This is a genomic window from Blastocatellia bacterium (assembly GCA_016713405.1).
Lineage (GTDB): Bacteria > Acidobacteriota > Blastocatellia > Chloracidobacteriales > JADJPF01 > JADJPF01.
This window is the reverse complement of the sequence record JADJPF010000020.1, coordinates 128,797-145,541: the sequence shown is the minus strand read 5'-3', so window position 1 is coordinate 145,541 and position 16,745 is coordinate 128,797. Positions and strand designations below refer to the sequence as shown.

The 16,745-nt window shown below is 34.3% G+C and carries 14 protein-coding genes and 1 pseudogene; 8 read left to right on the top strand and 7 right to left on the bottom strand.

All coding sequences use genetic code 11. The annotated features are described in order from the left end of the window. The first annotated feature begins 71 nt into the window (after positions 1–71). The 3 genes from lpdA to purK all read left to right on the top strand — a co-directional run bounded on the left by lpdA (position 72) and on the right by purK (position 5,556). Positions 72–1,472 carry a dihydrolipoyl dehydrogenase gene (gene lpdA, locus IPK14_18915; GenBank protein ID MBK7995368.1) on the top strand — a complete coding sequence of 467 codons (1,401 nt, stop codon included), beginning with the start codon at positions 72–74 and terminating at the stop codon, positions 1,470–1,472. Positions 1,473–1,670: 198 nt separating this feature from the next. Continuing rightward, positions 1,671–4,370 carry an SBBP repeat-containing protein gene (locus IPK14_18910; protein MBK7995367.1) on the top strand — a complete coding sequence of 900 codons (2,700 nt, stop codon included), beginning with the start codon at positions 1,671–1,673 and terminating at the stop codon, positions 4,368–4,370. Positions 4,371–4,383: 13 nt separating this feature from the next. Then, positions 4,384–5,556: a 5-(carboxyamino)imidazole ribonucleotide synthase gene (purK, locus tag IPK14_18905; protein ID MBK7995366.1), complete on the top strand. Its 1,173-nt coding sequence runs from the start codon at positions 4,384–4,386 to the stop codon at positions 5,554–5,556. Here purK and IPK14_18900 read toward each other — a convergent pair whose 3' ends face one another. Then, positions 5,557–5,934 (bottom strand): hypothetical protein, encoded by a 378-nt coding sequence (locus tag IPK14_18900; GenBank protein MBK7995365.1) that lies wholly within the window; start codon positions 5,932–5,934, stop codon positions 5,557–5,559. Positions 5,935–6,033: 99 nt separating this feature from the next. Here IPK14_18900 and IPK14_18895 point away from each other — a divergent pair, with 99 nt between their 5' ends. Next, the gene (locus IPK14_18895; protein ID MBK7995364.1) at positions 6,034–7,200 is read left to right on the top strand and encodes a DUF1343 domain-containing protein; all 1,167 of its coding nucleotides are present in this window, start codon (positions 6,034–6,036) and stop codon (positions 7,198–7,200) included. A gap of 3 nt (positions 7,201–7,203) precedes the next feature. Here the strand turns inward: IPK14_18895 and IPK14_18890 are convergent, their stop codons facing one another. From IPK14_18890 to ribA, 4 genes and pseudogenes are all read right to left on the bottom strand, one after another. Continuing rightward, entirely contained in the window at positions 7,204–7,692 is a 489-nt protein-coding gene (locus tag IPK14_18890; GenBank protein MBK7995363.1) for a hypothetical protein, read from the bottom strand. 17 nt (positions 7,693–7,709) lie between these two features. Further along, entirely contained in the window at positions 7,710–7,997 is a 288-nt protein-coding gene (locus IPK14_18885) for a hypothetical protein (GenBank protein MBK7995362.1), read from the bottom strand. A gap of 120 nt (positions 7,998–8,117) precedes the next feature. Beyond that, entirely contained in the window at positions 8,118–9,125 is a 1,008-nt protein-coding gene (gene moaA / locus IPK14_18880; GenBank protein MBK7995361.1) for a GTP 3',8-cyclase MoaA, read from the bottom strand. A gap of 40 nt (positions 9,126–9,165) precedes the next feature. Beyond that, positions 9,166–9,804: pseudogene (ribA, locus tag IPK14_18875) on the bottom strand (GTP cyclohydrolase II). A gap of 292 nt (positions 9,805–10,096) precedes the next feature. Between ribA and IPK14_18870 the strand changes: the two are divergent. The 4 genes from IPK14_18870 to IPK14_18855 all read left to right on the top strand — a co-directional run bounded on the left by IPK14_18870 (position 10,097) and on the right by IPK14_18855 (position 14,049). Continuing rightward, positions 10,097–11,038 (top strand): GGDEF domain-containing protein, encoded by a 942-nt coding sequence (locus IPK14_18870; protein ID MBK7995360.1) that lies wholly within the window; start codon positions 10,097–10,099, stop codon positions 11,036–11,038. Then, positions 11,035–11,763: an orotidine-5'-phosphate decarboxylase gene (pyrF, locus tag IPK14_18865; protein MBK7995359.1), complete on the top strand. Its 729-nt coding sequence runs from the start codon at positions 11,035–11,037 to the stop codon at positions 11,761–11,763. Before IPK14_18870 ends, pyrF begins: the two co-directional genes overlap by 4 nt. Before the next feature lie 105 nt (positions 11,764–11,868). Next, the gene (locus tag IPK14_18860) at positions 11,869–12,645 is read left to right on the top strand and encodes a DUF3108 domain-containing protein (protein ID MBK7995358.1); all 777 of its coding nucleotides are present in this window, start codon (positions 11,869–11,871) and stop codon (positions 12,643–12,645) included. Between the two features lie 9 nt (positions 12,646–12,654). Next, positions 12,655–14,049 (top strand): HAMP domain-containing histidine kinase, encoded by a 1,395-nt coding sequence (locus tag IPK14_18855; GenBank protein ID MBK7995357.1) that lies wholly within the window; start codon positions 12,655–12,657, stop codon positions 14,047–14,049. A 41-nt stretch (positions 14,050–14,090) separates the two neighbouring features. Here the strand turns inward: IPK14_18855 and IPK14_18850 are convergent, their stop codons facing one another. Together IPK14_18850 and IPK14_18845 are read right to left on the bottom strand one after the other, a co-directional pair. Beyond that, positions 14,091–15,926 (bottom strand): FtsX-like permease family protein, encoded by a 1,836-nt coding sequence (locus IPK14_18850; GenBank protein ID MBK7995356.1) that lies wholly within the window; start codon positions 15,924–15,926, stop codon positions 14,091–14,093. Between the two features lie 3 nt (positions 15,927–15,929). Continuing rightward, positions 15,930–16,556, bottom strand: coding sequence for an ABC transporter permease (locus IPK14_18845; protein MBK7995355.1), 627 nt, complete (start codon positions 16,554–16,556; stop codon positions 15,930–15,932). Positions 16,557–16,745: the final 189 nt, after the last annotated feature.

The following is a 16,745-nucleotide window of genomic DNA, read 5'->3' as shown; positions in this document are numbered from 1 at the left end:
TCCATTATAGCGATTTTATAAATAGGTTTTATTATAATTAATTTTTCTCAACTTTTTAGGAGGTTTTAACCGTGAAAGAATATGATGTTGTTGTTTTAGGTGCTGGCCCAGGTGGTTATGTAGCAGCAATTCGAGCCAGCCAACTAGGGCTAAAAACCGCAATAGTTGAAAAACAATATTGGGGTGGTGTTTGCTTAAATGTTGGTTGTATTCCTTCCAAAGCATTACTAAGAAATGCAGAACTAGCCCATATTTTCAAAAAAGAGGCCAAAACCTTTGGTATTAAAGTAGATGGTAAAGTGTCTTTTGATTATGGCGAAGCTTTTCGCCGTAGCCGTAAAGTTGCTGATGGCCGCGTTAAAGGTGTCCACTTTTTAATGCGTAAAAATAAAATTGATGAATATGAAGGCTGGGCAAATTTTCTTGATCCACACAACCTACAAGTCAAATTAAATAAAGGTGGAGAAGAAATTATTAGATTTAAGCATTGTATTATTGCGGCTGGTACAACTACTCGGTTAATTCCTGGCTCAAAACTAAGTGAAAGAGTTGTCACTTACGAAGAACAGATTATGCAAGATAATCTACCTAGCAGCATTATTATTGCTGGTGCTGGTGCAATTGGAGTAGAGTTTGCTTATGTAATGCACAATTATGATGTTGATGTCACAATTGTAGAGTTTTTAGACCGTGTTGTTCCTTTAGAAGATGAAGAAGTTTCAGCAGAATTACATAAACAATATCAACGTAGCGGCATTAAAATAATGACTAAAACCCGCGTTGATAATATTGAAGATACAGGAAAAAATGTTCGTGTTACTGTCACCGGGCCTGATGGTACACAACAAGTTTTAGAAGCAGATAAAATACTTCAAGCTATAGGCTTTAAGCCTCGCACTGAAGGCTATGGACTAGAAAACACTGGTGTAAAACTTACCGAACGTGGCGCAATTAATATTAATGGCAAAATGCAAACCAGCGTCCCCCATATTTATGCTATTGGTGATGTTACTGCAAAATTTATGCTTGCTCACGTAGCAGAATCAATGGGAGTTATTGCAGCAGAAAATATTGCTGGTGCTGAAACCATAGAAATAAATTTTGATATGGTGCCACGTGCAACTTATTGCCAACCTCAAGTTGCCAGCTTTGGTTATACCGAAAAACAAGCCCGTGAAAAAGGCTATGATGTCCAAGTAGCCAAATTCCCTTTCCAAGCCAATGGTAAAGCACACGGCTTAGGTGACGCTACAGGCTTTGTAAAATTAATTAGCGATAAAAAATATGGTGAATTACTAGGTGGACATATGATTGGGCCAGATGTTACAGAACTGCTACCCGAACTAACCTTAGCCCAAAAATGGGAATTAACCGCTGAAGAAGTCGCCCGAAATATTCATGCACATCCAACATTAAGCGAAGCTGTCAAGGAAGCGGCTCATGGCTTAGTTGGACATATGATTAACTTCTAAAGTTTACTTTTAGTTTTTAACCTATAGCTGATTTAACATTAATTTTGTTATTGTTAAGTCAGCTATCTTGTTTTTATACAATTAGTTAGCAATCTATAGCTTACCTTTTCCGTAAACAAGCTTATAAAAATACCAACAATTTAGCTATTATCCACATCAAAAGGAAAAAGCCTCTAAAAAATTTAAGGAGCTAAACTTATGTATTGCCTAAAAAAATTATGGACTTACTTAAAATTATCTATCTCTTTAATGGTTATTTTTTCTCTTAACCTTCCTATTTTACCTAGTCAAATTCCTTTAAAGTTTAGTTCTGAAGCTAGCACTGTTGCTGCTAGCAAAAATAATGCAGATATAGACAAAACTGTTTATTTTGAAGCCATTAACAATAATCAATTTATTGCTAAAACCAAGGCTTATCAGGCAGAAATAACTGCTAATAAAATTAATCTTTTGCTAAATAGTCAAGGAAATCCTAACAAACAAATCCAAATTAATTTCATCAACTCTAATGCTCAAAGTGAGCTAGTAGCAGAAAATCCGCTTGTAGGAAAAAGTAATTATTTTATTGGAAATGATGAAAAAAATTGGCAGACCCAAGTTAAACACTACAAACAAATCCAAGCAAAATCAGTCTATCCTGGTATTGACTTAAATTATTATGGAAACAATGGACAGCTAGAATATGATTTTCTAGTTTCTTCAAAAACCAACCCTCAACAAATTAAACTTAGCTATAACGGAATAGAAAAATTAGCTTTAGCTGATAATGGAGACTTGATTTTAACAGTAGCTAATGAAACTATCCGCCAGCATAAACCTATTGTTTATCAAGTAATTAACAATAATAAACAATTTGTTGATTGTAGCTATTTAATTACTGATAACACGGTTAGTTTTAATTTAGCTAAATATGACCCAAATCATACCCTAGTAATTGATCCTGTTATTAGTTATGCAACTTATATTGGTGGCGATGGACAAGACGCTATTAACCTAAATTTTACAGACTCAGCCGGCAATTTTTATCTTGTTGGTAGTAGTCGTTCTAGCAATTTTCCCCTAGTCAACCCTGTTCAAAACCGTTTCAAAGGTTCAGGAGAGCTAACAATAGTAAAACTTAATCCTAACGGACAAATACTATACTCAACTTACGTAGGTGGTAAAAATGAGGAGCGACCATTAAGAATGGTGGTTGATAACAGTGGAAATATCTATGTAATAGGTGCAACCAACTCCCGTGATTTACCGCTAAAAAATGCTCTCCAAGAGGTTTATACTAAAACCCGGTTAGAGACATTTTTTGTTATTAAACTAGATGCTAATGGTGGACTTGTTTATTCAACTTATCTTGGTGGTGGCGGAGAAGTACTAGATCCTTTTAGATTTGTAGTAGATGACAATGGTAATTTTATTATGTTAGGAACTACAAATTTTAGAGAATTTAAGCTCTTAAATGCTTTCCAAACTTTATATGGTAATCGTGATGGTGTTGCCACTAATGTTTCAGACCTTTTTCTTACTAAGCTAAATTCTAATGGCAGTGCTATTTTTTCAACTTACCTTGGTGGTATTGGTAATGAAGAAATAGCTGGTTTAAGCTTAGATCCATTAGGTAATATCTACGTAGCAGGAACAACTGAAAGCAAAACTTTTCCAAAACGAAATGCAAGACAAAAGAAATTTGCTGGTGGGACAGATGGCTTTATCACAAAGTTTAATCCTCGTGGAGAAGTTATTTACTCCACTTTCCTTGGTGGTAGCGGGTTTGATGACATCCGTAACTTTGTTGTAGACACAACTGGCAATATTACTTTAGTAGGAAAAACTGGCTCACCTAACTTCCCAATTCAAAGTGCTTTTCAATCAACACTTGGTGGCAATGATGATGTATTTATCACTAAGCTAAGTGATCAGGGAGCCATTATCTTTTCAACTTATTTTGGTGGTAATGATAGGGAATTAACTTCTAATTTAGACTTAAAAGTAACTTTAGATAATGCCAATAATTTACTACTTTCTGGAACAACTTTTTCTAGTAATTTTCCTATGGTAGGAAATAGCTTCCAATCAACCTACGGCCAAGCAGGAGATATTTTTCTAGCAAAAATAAATATGCTTGGACAGCCTATTTTTACAACTTATCTTGGTGGTCAAAGAGTAGAAACTATACTGCGTATTACAACTGATACAAATGGAAATATTTATTTGTTAGGCGAAAGTAATTCACCTAATTTTCCACTGAGAAACGCTTTTCAATCTGTCCAACGTGGAGATAAAACTTTAGTAGTAGCTAAATTTGCTACTGATGGCAGTTTAATCTTTTCTACTTATTTAGGTGGGCAATTAATGCAAGAAGTTGGTAATTTTACAGTTGATTCATTAGGTAATACTTACGTAATAGGTCGAACTAAATCAATAGATTTTCCAACTCGCAATGCGTTTCAAGCAATGTCTGGAGGCGGATTTGGAGCATTTTTTGATGTATTTGTTACTAAGTTTGGAGCCAATGGAGATGTAGTTTATTCTACTTATTTAGGTGGTAGCCAAGATGAAAACAACCAAAGTTTAGGGTTTTCTTTTGTAGATCCTAGCGGTCAAGTTTACCTAGTTGGTACAACGGCTTCTGCTGATTTTCCAACCCGTAATGCTCTACAAACTAGTTTATCTGGAGCAACAGACATTTATATTACTAGTTTTGATGCTCAAGGTCGTGCGATCTCCTCTAGTTATTTTGGCGGCAATGGAATGGACAGAGAAACCAATGTTGTTATAACAAATACAGGAATAATTTATTTGACTGGAGTTACCGAATCTACTAACTTTCCTACTTTAAACGGCGCACAAAGTTCTTTTGGTGGTGGCGGTCAAGATGGATTTTTTGCTGTAATTAACCCTTAAAACTAGGAAAGTAATGTTATCTACTAGAAAAAAACTTAAAGCTTTAGAAGTAGGTAGCCGCATAGGTATTCTTGGCGGTGGTCAACTTGGAAGAATGCTAGCCCTGGCAGCCCGTCAAATGGGCTATCGTGTTCATGTCCTTGAACCAACGCCAGACGCGCCTTGCTCACAGGTTGCTGATAAACATATTGTTGCTAATTATGATGATATTGCGTCTGTCCTAAAACTTGGCAAACGTTGTGATGTTGTCACTTATGAGTTTGAAAATATTGATGTTCGCTCTGTAATAGCTTTAGAAGAAGCAGGTTATCCGGTTTTTCCTAGTAGTCAGGTGCTAAAAACTACTCAACATCGAATTTTAGAAAAACAATTTGTTCAAAGCATTGGGATTAATACGGCTCCATTTTACCCAGTAAACACTCTTGTAGATTTAGAACAAGCTGCTAGTAAAATTGGATTTCCTGCTATTATCAAAACCGCTTATGGTGGTTATGATGGCAAAGGCCAAGTTAAAGTAACCAACCTTGAACAAGCTCAACTAGCTTTTCAAGAATTACTAAACCGCCCATTAATTTGGGAAAAAATGATTAAATTTACCAAAGAGCTTGGTATTATTTGCGTTCGAGATAGAAATAACCAAATAGTCACCTATCCTGTAACAGAAAACATTCATGTAGAAAATATTTTAGACACTACCCTTGTCCCAGCTTTTGTTTCTGCTAAAGTTGCAGACCAAGCAACAGAAATCGCCCGACAAATTGCCCAAAATCTAAATATTGTTGGTGTATTTTGTGTAGAAATGTTTCTACTAGAAAATGATGAAATCCTAGTCAATGAAATAGCTCCACGTCCCCATAACAGCGGTCATTACAGCATAGACGCTTGTCTTTGCTCCCAATTTGAACAACAACTGCGGGCAATTTGTAACTTGCCTTTAGGCTCGCCTAGAATGCTTTCTAAAACCGCGGTTATGGTCAATATTTTAGGTGATCATAAAGGTGATCATTTGTCTGGCACAACAGGGCTTTTATCAGACACGAATGTTTGTTTACATCTTTATGGTAAGAAAAAGGCTAAAACCAAGCGTAAGATGGGGCATTTTACAGTTTTATCTGATGATTTGGATGAAGCGTTTGAAATAGCCCAAAAGACTAGAAAACAATTGCGCTGGATTGCCCGACGCTAGCTAGCCTATATTTTTTGAATAATAATGATTTAACGCAATGATAGCTTTTTCTAAAATTTCTTGAGGATCGCTAGATAATTCAAGATTTGTTGTTTTTTTTCTAAATGTTTTATCTTCTACAATTTGGCAGTTTATTTTTCCATCTGTATCTTTTTTAATTTCCAAACAACCTATTTTAGTCTTTAACTCTACAAGATCATCAAATTTTTTTTCTGACATTATGACTACATAGTCAAGATTCCCCCATGCATAAAATTTTTCTGGCCCTGCAATAGTTGGCGATGTTAAATGCTCTTGCCAAAGCTTGTCCATAAGAGCAACAAATTTTTCTAGTTGATTAGCGTAAGATCCTGTAGAACTATTGGTTGTTGAAGACATGTTTTTTTCCACACTACTAAGTAAGTTTGAATCAACAAAGTTAATTTAATATGATAGCCTGCTTCAACTAGTCAACTCCAATTAGCAAAAGGATTTTTTATGAAATTAGGGCTAGAAACTATTTTTACTGATCATTTAGATTTACTACGTGGTAAGCGTGTAGGATTAATAGTTAATCCTGCTTCTATAAATCAACAATTTGAACACGCCGCAGATAGTTTTTACAAATGTTCAGAATTTAATCTAACCACGCTTTTTGGCCCTCAACATGGTATTCGCGGCGAGACTCAAGACAATATGATTGAGTGGGAAGGCTTTAAGGACAGCCGCACTAACCTAACAGTTTATAGTTTATATGGAAAAACTCGTGTCCCTACAGAAGAAATGCTTAAAAATATTGATGTGCTGGTTTTTGATATTCAAGATGTAGGAACTAGAGTTTATACATTTATTTATACTATGGCACATGCAATGCAAGCTTGCGCTAAATATGGTAAGGAAATGGTGGTGCTAGATCGCCCTAATCCAATTGGAGGAGAGCTAGTAGAGGGAAATATTTTAGAATCAGAATTTGCTTCTTTTGTTGGCTTATTTCCTATTGCAATGCGTCACGCAATGACAGTAGCCGAACTAGCATTAATGTTTAATGACGCTTTTGGAATTAACTGCAAGTTAAACGTAGTACCAATGCAAGGTTGGAAGCGTTCGATGTGGTGGTCAGAAAGCAATATTCCTTGGATTTTGCCTTCGCCAAATATGCCAACACTTGATACAGCAACGGTTTATCCAGGAATGGTAATTTTTGAAGGGACAATGGTTTCTGAGGGTCGCGGGACAACTCGCCCATTTGAGCTAATTGGCGCACCCTATATTGACCCATATAAACTAACTGAAGAGCTAAATAATTTACACTTACCTGGTGTTTATTTTCGTCCAACTTATTACCAGCCTACTTTCCATAAGCATGTTGGTCAATTATGTGGTGGGCTACAACTTCATATAACTGATAGGCAAACTTACAAATCAGTAATTACAGCAGTAGCAATTTTAAGCACAATTTATCATCTTTACACAGATAAGTTTGAGTGGAAACAACCGCCTTATGAATATGTGCATGACAAATTGCCTATTGATGTAATTTTTGGGACAGACAAAGTTAGAAAGCAAATTGAAGCAAATATGTCTATTGATGAGATAGAAAATTCTTGGTCAGGCGGTGTTGATGAGTTTATCAGACTAAGAGAAAAATATTTAATTTATAAATAATATTTAACTTATAGGATTAAGTTGTCTATTTTTTGCAACGCGAACAATATAACCCATACAAAAACAAGCTAAATGAAGGCCAAATAATATAAATATGCAAAGGAAAAATCCATAAAGATCAAATTTTGGAAAAGGTAAACTTATAAAAAAAGAATAAACTAATGATATTGCTAGTATATGGCTTATAGCATCTTTTGGTTTTAGTAGATAGCCTAGATAAGAAATAGCAAAAGCATAATTTGATAAAATAACAAATAAAAGTATACCAGTTATATAAAATCCAAATAAAGATAAAATAATTGTTGTAGAAATATGAAAATATACTTTTGCTAAAATAAAAGAAAGGGTAATAACAAGCCAATAGCAATAAGAATATGTAAGAAGAAAAGTTTTTAATTTTTCTTTTTGAACATGAATAAATTCCCGTTGTTCATATTCGTTTTGCCTAATAAAAAAACAAGAAGCACAATTACAAACTTCTAGGTGTGGCATAACTTCACCCCGCAATTTTACTCAGTAAATAATGATCCTGGAACATAGCGTTCACGTCCCATAAAACGTTCAACATTGCTTTTTACCCCTCCAAAGTCTTTAATATTATGAAAATCCATAGACTTACCAGAGGTTAGCAAAATGCGTAAAGAGGGTTTTGTTAATAAATAGTACCAAGAGCGTTTTTCTACACAACCTAGTACTTTTTCCATATCAACTTCTACTGTAGGGGAACTTTGTTTGCTACGAACTGCTGGAAACCAAAAAGCCGATGATTGGTCATAATTATCTTGCCATTTTCCCACCAAGCCCGCTGTGCTTGGGTGGTAAGAACTTCAAATTCGCCAGGATTAAGATTTAACTTTTGATCTTTTTTACCAAACCACTTTGCCATAATAAATTTTTACCTTTTTATCTTGTAAACGCTAGCCACCAATACAAGACATTGTTCTTTCTGGGGCAATAAAATCTGGATCATTAATTTTATGTCCAACTTCTTTTTTTAGTACAGCACTAATTATAAAATTTTTTATTTGTTGTTCACTTACACCATTTCTTAGCAAATCGCGTAAGTTATGTTCAGTTAGTGAAAATAAGCAAGTTCGGATTTGTCCATCTGCTGTAAGGCGTATCCGGCTACAAGCACCACAAAAAGGTTGTGTAACTGGTGCAATAATTCCTATTTCTCCGCCTACGCCATCAGCAAAGCCAAAACGCTGAGCAGTTTCACTTTTATGATTAGCAATTAATGGTTTTAATGGATAAACAACATTAATTTTGTCAAAAATTTCTTGACCAGAAACTACTAAATCTTTGTTCCACTCCCCTGGCCCATCTAAAGGCATATATTCAATATATCGAGCTATTAAGTTTTTTTCTCTAGCAAAACGAGCAAAATCAACAATTTCATTTTCATTAATATGGCGCATTACTACCATATTAACTTTAATTGGTGTTAAATGCCATTGTTGCGCTGCTTCAATTCCAGCTAAAACTCGTGCAAGTGCGTCAACTTTTGTAAGTAACTCAAAAGCTTTTGGTTTTAAGGAATCAATACTAATACTAATTCTTTTTAGTCCAGCAGCAGCTAATTTTTCTGCAAATTCAGGAAGAAAATAAGCATTTGTTGTTAAGGCTAAGTCTTCTAAACCGTCAATTTTAGATAATTCCTTAATAAATTTAACTACACCACGTCTAAGAAGTGGTTCACCGCCTGTTACACGTAGTTTAGTAACACCTAAAGAAACAAAGATTTTTGCTAAATAAATTAATTCCTCATAGGAAAGGATCTCTGACTTATCTTTCCATTGAACGCCGGTTTCAGGCATACAATAGACACAGCGAAAATTACAACGATCAGTAATAGAAATACGTAAGTCTTTTATTTGTCTGTTGTAACTATCTGTCAAACTTGCCTTGTAGATTGGCAACATAAAGTTTCTCCATAGATAGCATTTTTGCTATCTATATTATTTAGACTTCTGACAATAAATGCCCCATTTTTTCTTTTTGGTTTTTAAGTAATCTAACGCAGGTGATGTTGTAGTTAGTTCTATTTCCAGTGGCACACGTTCAGCAGTAATTCCGGCTTGTTGCAAAGCAGATAGTTTATCTGGATTGTTTGACATAAGTTTTATGGGTAATGCCTAACAACTTAATAATGTCACTACATTGGTCATATTGTCTTTCATCTACATCAAAACCCAGACGTAAATTAGCTTCTACGGTATCAGCACCTTGATCTTGAAGCGCGTAAGCACGAATTTTATTAATAATACCTATCCCTCTGCCTTCCTGCGGATGATAAATTATTACACCTAAGCCTGCTGTAGCAACTTTTTTCATTGCTGCTTGTAATTGTCGTCCACAATCACACTTAATAGAATGAAAAACATCTCCTGTCAAACATTGAGAATGGATTCTTACAAGTGTTGGTTCGTTAGTTTTTAGTTCACCTTTGACTAAAACAACAAATTCCTGGCTATCAACCTTACTACGAATCCCTAAGATACGAAAATCCCCTACCTCTGTAGGTAAATGTGCTTCAGCAACTAACTTTACACTAAGTTCAAGACTTGGTTCTATGCTTGATAAACTAGCAGAATTACTCATTAAAACTCCTAACAACTAGCAATAACATTACTTATTAATTTTGGTTTGATTTTCTCACATAAAAATTCTATTGTCCCAATAATTTATCGTCAAGTTACTATGCAGAAAAGCCGCAAATCTCTTAGAGAAAATGCTAGCATTATTAGCAAAGTTCTTGATAAAATTGCTTCCCATTTTATTATTTGCGTTATTTAATTTTATCTTGCAAAATATCTGACAAAGATTTTAAAGATTTTTTCAGATACTTTATACATGTTGCGATATAACTACTTTTAAGGGTATAGTATTCTCCGTGGATAACAGCAATAAAACTCAACAATTAAGAATCAGCGGAATATTCGTCCCCAAAAAACATCATGCCGCTCTAATCTTCTTATGTGGAGATAAACTTGGTACGGTGGTAAGGATTGACCGCGCCAAGTTAGTAATTGGCCGTGATAGCGATGTAGTAGATCTCCCACTAGATGATGATGTGTCTTCGCGTGTACATGCCCAAGTTTTTTCTATTACTACAGATAATGGTGATAAACAATATTGGCTTTCTGATCTAGGAAGCACTAATGGAACATTACTAAATGGTTTTACTGTACCACAACAAGAAAGTCGTTTGCTTCAAGATGGAGATAAAATAAAAATTGGTCGGCAACTTTTTAAGTTTGCTATGCTAGATGAATTAGAAGTTGAGTACCAAAAGCGCGTCCATGAATTAATTGTTCATGATGATTTAACTGGGCTACTTACACGTAAGAGTTTTTCCTTAGAGTTAGAAAGAGAAATTGTCCGCTCACAAAGACATAGACATGAGTTTTGTATCTTAATGATGGATATAGACTTTTTTAAGAAAGTCAATGACACCTATGGACATTTAATTGGTAGTGAAGTTTTGCGTCATACAGCTAAAGTAATTCAACAAACGCTTCGGGACTCTGATGTTTTAGCTAGATATGGTGGTGAAGAATTTATTGCTATTTTGCCAGAAACCCCTAAAGATAAAGGTGCAGAGGCCGCCGAAAGAGTTAGAGAAGCTATGGAAAAATATAATTTTCCTGCTTCAATTCATGATCCAGATTCCCATCTGCATATCACTATTAGCATAGGAGTAGCAGATTTTCCTAATGATAGCTCCTTAGCTAATAATTTAATTGAAGCTGCTGATTTTGCTCTTTATGAAGCTAAACAAACTGGCCGTAACCGAGTTTGTTTACATAAACCTAAAGAAAATAATAATTTATGAAACTCTCCGCTAAAGATCGTTTAGTTGTTGCACTTGATGTAGATAGTCGCAAGCAGGCTATTTCACTTGTAGAAGAATTAAAACCTTTTGTTGGACTTTTTAAGATTGGTAGCCAACTTTTTACATCTGTAGGCCCAGAACTTGTTAAAGAAATTATAGGACGTGGGGCAAAAGTCTTTTTAGACCTAAAATATCATGACATACCTAATACAGTCTCTAATGCAGTTGTTGCTGCAATGCGTCTAGGTGTGTCTATTTGTAATGTCCATGCGTTAGGCGGGCTAGAAATGATGCGCCAAGTAGCAGAAGAATGCGAAAAGGTAGCAACAAAAGAAAACTTAACCAAACCGCTAATTCTTGCTGTTACAGTGCTTACAAGTCATGACCAAGCTTCGCTTAACGATCTAGCTATTAATGAAAATCTTTCTAACTTAGTAGTTAGACTAGCAAAACTTACTCAAAAAGCTGGTTTAGATGGTGTAGTAGCATCAGCACAAGAGATAACTTTAATTAGAAATGCTACACAATCTCCTTTTGTAATTCTTACACCTGGACTACGACCAGCACAATCAGACACTCAAGATCAAAAAAGAGTTATGACCCCAGAAGAAGCCTTAAAAGCTGGCTCAGATTATCTAGTAATTGGTCGCCCCATTTTAGCACATCCTAACCCCGCAAAAGCAGCAGCAGAAATAGTTGCTAGTTTAGAAAGTCTATCAACCTAATACTAATGGCAACCTAATTATCTTTAGCATCTACTAAAAGATGAGTTATTGCATAGAACTTAAATAATTGCTACACTCTAACTTTTACCTAAGTAGGAATCCATCATGAAAAAATTAGTTATTTTATTACTTCTTTTTACTATCATTTTACTACCTACAACAAATTATGTTTTTGCTGATAAAAACAAAGAAGTTGTTAAAGCAAGCGCACTACAAATAGGCGAAAAGTTAAATTACGCAATCAAATGGAATAATTTATTAGCTGCTAAAATGTCGCTACAAACAGAAAAGGCAACAAAAGAAAACAAGCCTTTTTACCGTTTAGAGTTAAAATTAGCAACAGTTGGATTAGCTAGAGATCTTTTTGAGTTAAATAATCATTACACTGCTTTTGTAGACACTAAAACCAATTTACCAACCATAGTAGAACGACAACTCCAACAAGGAACAAAACCGGAACAAAGCGTTTTAATTTATGATCAAGAAAAACATACTGTTAAGGTTGCAAATGAAAAGCCTATTGCAATCTTGCCAAAAACACATGATCTTAGTTCTATTTTATGGGCAATTCGTACAGCAAGCTTAAATCCTGAAGGTGAAAGAATAGCTCTTTTTAATGCTTCAGATAAAAAGACTTCTTTTATAGAAGTAGCTTTAGGAAGTGTTGAGGAAATCAATTCACCCACAGGAAAAACAACTGCTCGTGAGCTAATTGTTAGGCTTGAAGATCAAGAAAAAGTGCTTTCTGATAAATACTCAATACGTGTTTGGGTAAGTGATGATAAACAAAGAATACCTTTATTAATTACTGCAAAACCGTCTTTTGGTAAAGTTACTATAGAATTATTAAAATCAGATGAAGAAGAAACTGCTAATAAGTAGGAAAATATCATGATAGAAAATAATAATGAAATTAAAGCTCTTGGAATAATAGAAGTTGGTAAAGAAGTAAATAGAGTAAATATAGCTAATAAAGTTATAGAAACAGATAAGAAAACATCTGTTGTTTCTGAAAATGAATTAATTAAGCAATTAGAAAGAAAAAATTTACTTTTGCTTCAACAAACTGTTAAATCTATTGCTAAATATAGTGATTATCAAGAAATTATTGGAGTTTTATTTTCCGAAAAAAATAACTTAATAGCTAGTAACTCTAGAGTTACTAGTAAAAGTAAAAATCTATTAAGCAATTTTACACTATCTTATCAAGCATTTAAGAAATTATGCCAATCTCATAAAATATTTAAGATAGATCCTTTTGGTAGTTGCTACTATTTAACAGAAGCTAATCAAAACTTACTTGGGCAAGTATGTCAGCTTTTTTCTGTAACTAGTTCTCAGCCTGACAAATGGCAAAAAGGTAATGGAATAGTTGTTCCATTACTTGGAAAAAATCAAAAGCTACTTGGGCTGATATTTGTTGGTAGTCCAGAAAATAACCAACTTCCTACTAATAAAAATATTTTACCAATTTTAAGTTTTGCCAGTGAATTTCTTAAGAATTATTTATATCCAATTCAAAAGACAGACGTTAGCCAAAATAACAATTTAGAAAAAACACAATTTGCAAATACTGGTAAAACCTTAGACCGAACCCGCCAACAATTTGTTGCTATGTTAGTGCATGACATTCGCTCGCCTATGACTACAGTTTTAGGGACTTTAGATCTTTTTCTAATAAAATCTCGACAAAAAGCAGAAATCAAACTAACCCCAAATATGATTTCTTTGATTTCAGCAGCACATGATAGTTGTGGTCAAGTTATTCATTTAGTCACTGAGTTGTTAGATTTATTTAGAATGGAGCAATTACCCTTACAGCTAAATAAGACAGCAATTATTCCTCAAGAATTAATGTCTAAAGTTGTAGAAGAATGTTATAACTCAGCACTTGAAAAGCAAATTAGACTTAATTTTGGCTGTCAAGCAGATCTAAAACCTATAATAGTTGATGTACATTATTTGCAACGTGCATTAATTAACTTACTTAATAATGCTATAAAATACACTCCTGAAAATGGAAATATTTGGTTTGAGGCTCGTTTGTTAGACTCAGACAATAATTTAACTTTTACTGTAATTGATTCTGGCTCAGGTATTTCTGAAGAAGAACAATCCTATATTTTTGACCCTTATTATCAGGCTTCAAACCGTAGCGGCCAATTAGGGATTGGTTTAGGTTTAGCTATAGTAAAAAATATTGCATTAGCTCATAAAGGTAATGTTTCTGTAAAAAGTCAAGTTGGTGTAGGGTCAGCATTCTCTTTATCTATTCCTATTAGCTAATATAACTACCCTAGCACCAACAATTAAGTCTTATTTAGATTTTATTCACATCTTAGGGCAATAATTGGATCAACTTTGCTTACTCGGCGAGCAGGTATATAGCTAGCAAGGAAAGCAACCAAAGTTAAAATCGCTGGTGCAACAATAAATGCTATAGGATCAAAAACTTCTATATCATAAAGAAGGCTTGAAAACACTTTTGCCAAAATTATACCGGCCCCAACTCCAATAGTTAAGCCTGTTAAAATTAATGCTCCTGCTTGTTTTAAGATCATGGCTATTAAATCCTGGTGTTTAGCACCTAAAGCCATTCTAACACCTATTTCATGGGTTCTTTGGCTAACCCAATAAGCAATTACTCCATAAAGTCCCATCATAGCAAGTAGTAATGCCACAGCAGCAAATACTAATAAAAGTATCGCACTAGTTCTAGGTGCCCATAAAGATTGCCTTATGCTAGAGGAAACTAATTGAAAGTTTTCTAGTGGTAATTTTGGATCAATTTTTTGGATTACTCCTTTAATACTCTTGTTTAAAGCTTCAGGATCTGCCTTAGTACGAATATATAAAGCTATATCCCCAGCATAAGTTTGCTCAAGTGGAAAATAAATAATTGGTTGTATATCTTGACCAACTGTAAAGTAATATTTAGTATTTTTAACAACTCCTACTATTTCTTTAATATTTTTTTCAGCGTAAACGCTGATTTTTCTACCAATAGGATTTTGACCGGGCCAAAGTTTGTCTGCCATAGCTTCATTAATTATTGCAACATGTGGGGAATCCTCTTTATCTATAGAAGAAAAGTCCCTTCCTTGTACTAAAGAAATCCCCATAGTAGCAAAATAGCCTACACCAACACGGTCAGACATAATTAAAAGCCTTTGGTTTTCTGCTCGGATTTCTTCACCAACTACAGAAACATTACGAGTATTAAAACGATTACGTAGTGCAAGCGGCCAATTAGCAGCAAAAACAGCTTGTTCAACTCCTGGCAATGCTTCTATTTGTTCTTCTACTTCTTTAATAAATTGTAAACCTTTTTGTCTATTATAATTTTGGTAATCTAAGTCAAAAGCTATTGTTATTAGTTGATTAGTCTCTATACCTAAGTTTATTTGTTGGGCATTATATAAACTACGAAGGAAAAGACCAGCAATAATTAAAGCTGTTACTGATAAAGCAATCTGTACAATCACCAAAGCATTACGTATTTGGAAAAACCCCCGGTTGTTATTGCTAAAGCCAATTCTACTTTTTAACTCTGTCATTAGATTAGGGTTAGACATTTGAAGAGCAGGAACTAAGCCAAAAATTAGACCTGTTAAAAGAGAGACCAGAAAAGTAAAAATTAGTACAGTTTTATTTAAGCTTAAGTCTAGCTGAGCAAGGCCCGGCGGACTAATAGCTAAAATTAAATCTTTGTTCCAACCTGCTAGTATTAGTCCTAGAAGTCCACCCATTAAAGATATTAGTAAACTTTCTATAATTAATTGCTGGAATAAACGGCCTCGACTAGCACCAAGACAAAGGCGAACAGCAATTTCAGTTTTTCGACCGTTAGCACGAACTAAAAGCAGGTTAGCAACATTAGCACAAGCAATTAGTAAAACTACCCCTACTGCTCCCATCAATAAATAACTAGCTAAAACAACATTGCCCCGCAGTTGTGGGGCTATAGTTGACTCTGAAAAAGGTATGACTTTAACACTACGATATTCATTTGTCTTAGGAAATTCTACTTCCAAACGTTTAGCAATAGTTTTTAGTGAAATTTCTGCTTCTGATAGGCTAACACCTGATTTTAAGCGGCCAACAAGAAAAAATTGTAATGCGCGTCTATCCGTAAACCATTCTTGAGAAATTCCATGAGTAATTTGTTAGTGCATCATTAAAGGTAGCCAACAATCTACAGTTCCAAGCACTGTTGCACCTTGAAAACCTTGGGGAGCAACTCCAATCACAGTAAAGCTTTCTCGATTTAAGATAATTTCTTTACCAAGTATGCTGCTATCACCACCAAATTGTTTTTGCCAAAATTCATAACTAATTACTACTACTGGATATAGTCCAAAATTTTGATCTTCAACAGGGAGAAAAAAGCGTCCTAAAGCAGGTTTTACAGCTAAAACATCAAAATAATTTCCAGTAACAATAAGCCCATTAATTTGTTCTACTTCTATATTTTTATCAAAAGAAACTCTAAGAAAAGTAGCTCCCAGTATATCAGTTAATGTGTTGTTATTTTGCTTAAAATCCAAGTAATTAAGATAAGCAGTTGGCATATAATCCATATTGTTTTTTGTATCTGTAGTGTAGATTGCTACTAGATTTTCTGGCTCGCTTATCATTGGAATAGGTCTTAGTAAAACCGTATGTACTAAAGTAAAAATTGTAGTGTTACTACCAATTCCAATAGCTAAAGAAAGAAGTGCAACAATGGTAAACATTGGGCTTTTTCTTAGCATACGAAAACCATATCGGAGATCTTGCCAAAGCTTTTCCATAGATTCCCCACAGATCAATTATTTGTTAGACAAAATGACCTAACAACTATTATGCCAAGATGTTATTAGCCTATAGATTAGGAATAAGTCTTATTAAATTAGATAGTTATTTTGCTTTAATTTTTTAGGTAGGAGGTCTTATTGTTCAATTTCAGAAAATTATTGTCCGAAAACGAACAATAAAAAAGC